5 protein-coding genes are annotated in these 4,575 nt (G+C 51.4%); 2 read left to right on the top strand and 3 right to left on the bottom strand.

The window, feature by feature from the left end:
• Positions 1 to 676 (top strand): CPBP family intramembrane glutamic endopeptidase (locus tag TJ79_RS24485; RefSeq protein ID WP_040952976.1); only part of this gene is annotated, 676 nt, incomplete at its 5' end.
• A 63-nt stretch (positions 677 to 739) separates the two neighbouring features.
• On the opposite strand, the gene uvrC is transcribed toward TJ79_RS24485, so the two are convergent.
• Together uvrC and trxA are read right to left on the bottom strand one after the other, a co-directional pair.
• The gene (gene uvrC / locus TJ79_RS24480; protein ID WP_052339975.1) at positions 740 to 2,710 is read right to left on the bottom strand and encodes an excinuclease ABC subunit UvrC; all 1,971 of its coding nucleotides are present in this window, start codon (positions 2,708 to 2,710) and stop codon (positions 740 to 742) included.
• Between the two features lie 164 nt (positions 2,711 to 2,874).
• Entirely contained in the window at positions 2,875 to 3,192 is a 318-nt protein-coding gene (gene trxA / locus TJ79_RS24475) for a thioredoxin (RefSeq protein ID WP_040952973.1), read from the bottom strand.
• A 186-nt stretch (positions 3,193 to 3,378) separates the two neighbouring features.
• Here trxA and TJ79_RS27445 point away from each other — a divergent pair, with 186 nt between their 5' ends.
• On the top strand, positions 3,379 to 3,528 hold the full coding sequence (locus tag TJ79_RS27445; RefSeq protein WP_155988028.1) for a YqzM family protein: 150 nt from the start codon (positions 3,379 to 3,381) through the stop codon (positions 3,526 to 3,528).
• Positions 3,529 to 3,618: 90 nt separating this feature from the next.
• Here TJ79_RS27445 and dnaI read toward each other — a convergent pair.
• Positions 3,619 to 4,575: primosomal protein DnaI (gene dnaI / locus TJ79_RS24470; RefSeq protein ID WP_272944767.1), on the bottom strand; the 957-nt coding region annotated here is incomplete at its 5' end.

Raw genomic sequence — 4,575 nt, 5'->3', positions numbered from 1 at the left:
GCTTTTAGCTATCGCTTTGTACTTCCACGCCGTTTCCGGCGACCAGATCTGGCGGGAAAAGGGCTGGTACAGCTGGATGCGCTGGCGGGATGAAGGCTTTGGCCGGCACATTTACAACAGCATGGGAAGAGGGTATTTGCTCTGTCTTTTCATACTAGGCGTACAGCAGGTGTTGTTTCTGTTTGCCGACGGGATGTTCCATTCCTTCGCCGTAAACGATCCCAGCCAAGCACTGGAAAACATGCGCTGGCCGATGCTCTTGCCGTTGATGGCCTGGATGGCCGGCATCTCGGAGGAACTGACTTACCGCTTATTCGGCATCGCGTTGTTTAAGAAGATGTTCAAGCTGCGCTTCCTTGCTATCCTCCTGCCATCCTTGATATGGGCGATGGGACATACAGGATACGCGATTTACCCCAGCTATACCCGCTTGTTGGAGGTAGCCGTACTGGGAATCATCTTCGGCTACGCTTTCCTGAAATACGGACTGTATACGGCAATCTTTACTCATATTACCATGGATTCTATCCTAATGGGCTTGTCGCTGGCCATCCAGGGACGAACCGATTATACGCTGACCGGCTTGCTTTACATGGCGCTTCCCTTCCTCTTTGCCGCGGCTACCCTATATTTGCACGCCACTCTCCGCAAACCGCGACCCGCAGCTCAAGTTTGATATCCACTTCTTAATAAAAAGCAGGAGAATCTGCGTTAGATTCTCCTGCTTTTTTCATTGGCCTTATAGTTCCTCGGTTGGCACATCTTCCAATTGCACCTCTTGGGTTTGAGCCTCATCTTCCGCTTCCCCCCGCAGGGTTTGCACGATCAGCCGAGCTAGCTTATCTCCGATGCCGATGGGCCGAAAATCCTCAACAGCCGCTTCCTTCATCTTTTTCACGGAGCCGAAATGCTTCAGAAGCAGCTTCCGCCGTTTCTCGCCGATCCCCGGAATCGAGTCCAATTGGGAGGCGATCATCGATTTGCCCCGGGTTTCCCGGTGGAAGGTGATGGCGAAACGGTGCACTTCATCCTGGATCCGCTGCAGCAAATAGAATTCCTGACTGTCTCTTTGCAGAGGAACAATTTCAAGAGGGTCTCCCGCCATCAATTGGGCGGTTTTATGCTTGGCGTCCTTGACCAGCCCGCAAACCGGAATCGACAGACCCAGTTCGTTTTCCAAAACGTCGAGGGCTGCCGAGATTTGCCCTTTGCCCCCGTCAATCACGATCAAGTCGGGAAAGGACAGATTTTCTTTCAATACCCGCTCGTACCGGCGCCGGATGACTTCCCGCATCGTCTCATAGTCGTCAGGGCCTTGCACGGTACGGATTTTGTATTTGCGGTATTCCTTGCGGTCCGGCTTTCCATCCGTGAAGACAACCATAGCGGAAACCGGGTTTGTCCCTTGAATGTTGGAGTTGTCGAAGGCCTCGATCCGGCTGACGGTTCCCGTCCCCAAATAGGCGCCGAGATTCTCAACCGCCCGTACCGTCCGTACCTCATCCCGCTCCTGCAAACGGAACTTTTCCTCTAGGGCGACTTTGGCGTTTTTTACCGCCATGTCCACCATCTGCCGCTTCAAGCCGCGCTGCGGGAAAAAGGTTTTGATGCCGATCCATTCCTCCAGCGTCATTTTGATATCCTTGCTGTCGCTGCTTCCCTCGTTGCTGTCGGCTTCTCCTACATCGGATGTCTCCGGAGCTTCGGCAACAGCTTTTTCCACGGATTGGTCGTCTGTTGTGTCTGCTGCTTCTGCAGCTTCTGATCCCGCTTCTGGGAGCAGCGCTTCCTTGGGTACGACCGGATTATCGCTATAGTACTGAGTCACAAACGACAGGAAGTCGTCGTATTCCTCTCCATAGTAAGGAAACATGGAGGCGTGACGTTCGATCATTTTGCCCTGGCGCATGTGGAGAATTTGGACGCACATCCAGCCTTTATCCACTGCATAGCCGAACACGTCCCGGTCCACCAGATCGCCCATGGTGATGTTCTGCTTTTCCACGACGGCATCGATGCTGGCAATCTGATCGCGGTATTCCTTCGCCCGCTCGAATTCCAGGTTCTCCGCCGATTCGTGCATCCGCTGCTCCAGCTCCTTGCGGATTTCCCGGTGACCGCCGCTTAAGAAACGGTTGATGTTGGTCAACATATCCGGATAGACATCGTCCCCAATCTCGAACTCGCAAGGAGCGACGCATTGGCCAATGTGGTAATAGAGACACACCTTGGGAGGCATCGTCCGGCATTTCCGCAACGGGTACAACCGGTCTAGGAGCTTTTTCGTTTCATGAGCGGCATAAGCGTTTGGATAAGGGCCATAGTATTTTGCTTTATCTTTCAGCACCCGCCGAGTTACTTCCAACCGGGGATGCTTTTCGTTGGTGATTTTGATGTAGGGATACGTCTTGTCGTCCTTGAGTAAAACGTTATAGCGCGGCGAATGCTTTTTGATCAGGTTGCACTCCAGAATGAGCGCCTCCATATTGCTCGCCGTCACGATATATTCGAAGTCGCGGATTTCGCTTACGAGCCGCTGGGTTTTTGCATTGTGGCTGCCCGTGAAGTAAGACCGCACGCGGTTTTTCAATATTTTGGCCTTGCCTACATAGATGATCTTGCCATCTTCGTTCTTCATTAAATAACAGCCCGGCTGATCCGGGAGCAAAGCCAGTTTGCCGCGGATTTTTTCAGACACCGCATCGGCCATTCGATAACCCTCCCCAACAAATCAAACCCTTGAACCAACCAATCTCCAATGCTGAAAATTCAACCGTTAATTAACAAAAAACAGGGGGTTCCCCGGCGTCCGCAATTTCTCCGCCGGTTCACCTCCTGTCCGTCTAGCGTGGGTGAGTCCGTCTTCCGCCAGTATTATTGATGACGGGCGACGACGTTTTTCAGCGCGTCCTTGGATTGGAAGCCGACGATCTTATCAACCGGTTGGCCGTCCTTGAACACGATCAGCGTCGGAATGCTCATCACGCCAAAGCGAGAAGCGGATTCCGGGTTGTCATCTACATTCAGCTTGGCGATCTTCAGTTGATCCCCCAGCTCTTGATCCAGTTCCTCGAGAATCGGTGCAATCATTTTGCACGGGCCGCACCAAGGTGCCCAAAAATCAACAAGCACTGTGCCTTTATCTTCCACTTCCGTCCCGAAGGTTTGATCCGATACATTTACGATAGCCATGGAAATCCTCCCTTTACTTGCTGTTTGATCCCTACCCTCATATATTACCCATTTCCGGCGCGGATTTCAAACGATCCTTGACCATATGACAAGTATGACATATATCACAAAATTTCCCGTACCATCTTTACAAAGTTTCCTGCAACTGGGTATACTAAAAGGAGAACAATGCTTGGAGGGCACGCCATGGTGAACGAACCGCAAAATCCGGAACTACATGTTAATGAAGAGCCTCGCAATGATTTTTTGGACTTGATGGTCGGTTTTGGCGGGATGTTCGGCTTCATGTTCCTCATCGGCATCATCGCGACGGTCATTGAAGTGATGACGAAATAGCTTTGCTCAATAAAGCGCTATAAGTCACACCAGAATAAAACGAAAGCTGTCTCATGCGCAGATCATTCTGCGGAGAGGCAGCTTTTTTCGTTATTCTCCCGGGGAGTCCCCGCCCCGTTTATTCTTTCCTTTGACGTTCACGATCTCCACAAACGGACGGATGCGGTCCATTAAGCGGGCTCCTTTGAACTCGTCATCTCCATCCCGGTTGGTGAAGCTGAAATGCTTTTCCAAGTCGTCCAGTCCGTGATTCGAGGTGAAAAAGGTCGGCTTCCGGTTCATCCGGTAATTCAAAATCGTGCCAAGCACGTGATCCCGGAGCCACGGCGTCATGTTTTCCGCACCGATATCGTCAAAGACCAGGAGATCCGTTTCTTTCAGCATATCGATGGTTTCCTTCAGCTTTTGCGGTGTTTCAAACATCGCCTTGAGATCCTCGCAGAAGTCAGGCATATAAATGATGGCTCCGTTATAGCCTTCTTTTGCAAGCTCATGCAGCAGGTAGCCCATCAAAAAAGTTTTGCCCGTACCCAGATTGCCAACTAAATAGAGCCCTCGCTTCTGCAGACCCTTCTTCTTCGTGTCGGCGATATACTGCACGATGGTATCAACAGCTAAAACCCGATCCGGGTCTTTCATAACGATTTCCTTGGCAGAATACGCCTGTTCCAGGGACGCCTCGTCCACATAAAAGCTGCGGATGCGGCTGCGGATGGCGTCCTGGCTTTGCCGGGCCAACAGCTTCTTGCATGCCACTTTGTGATCGTAAATTTGGGTTACGCCATTCACCGGCTCAGCGATCAACTGGGTGTAATGCCCTTCCAAATCGTTGGGACACTTGTCCAGTCCAGGGCATTTGGCGCAGTTATAATATTCCTGACGGTATTGGTAAACCCGATTCATGCTCGTTTTGATCTCAGCATCGGTTACCCAAGGATATTTGGTTCTCCATTTGACGATGAGCGGATCGGCGAGAATTTCCTGGGTTCTTTCCTCCGCCTTTTGCACATGCTCGGGCTTGAGCAGTTGGGATAACAGATGAGATAA

The sequence above is a fragment of the Gorillibacterium massiliense genome (genome assembly GCF_000455485.1).
GTDB classification, from domain to species: Bacteria; Bacillota; Bacilli; order Paenibacillales; family NBRC-103111; genus Gorillibacterium; species Gorillibacterium massiliense.
This window is presented reverse-complemented; position numbering and strand designations above follow the sequence as displayed.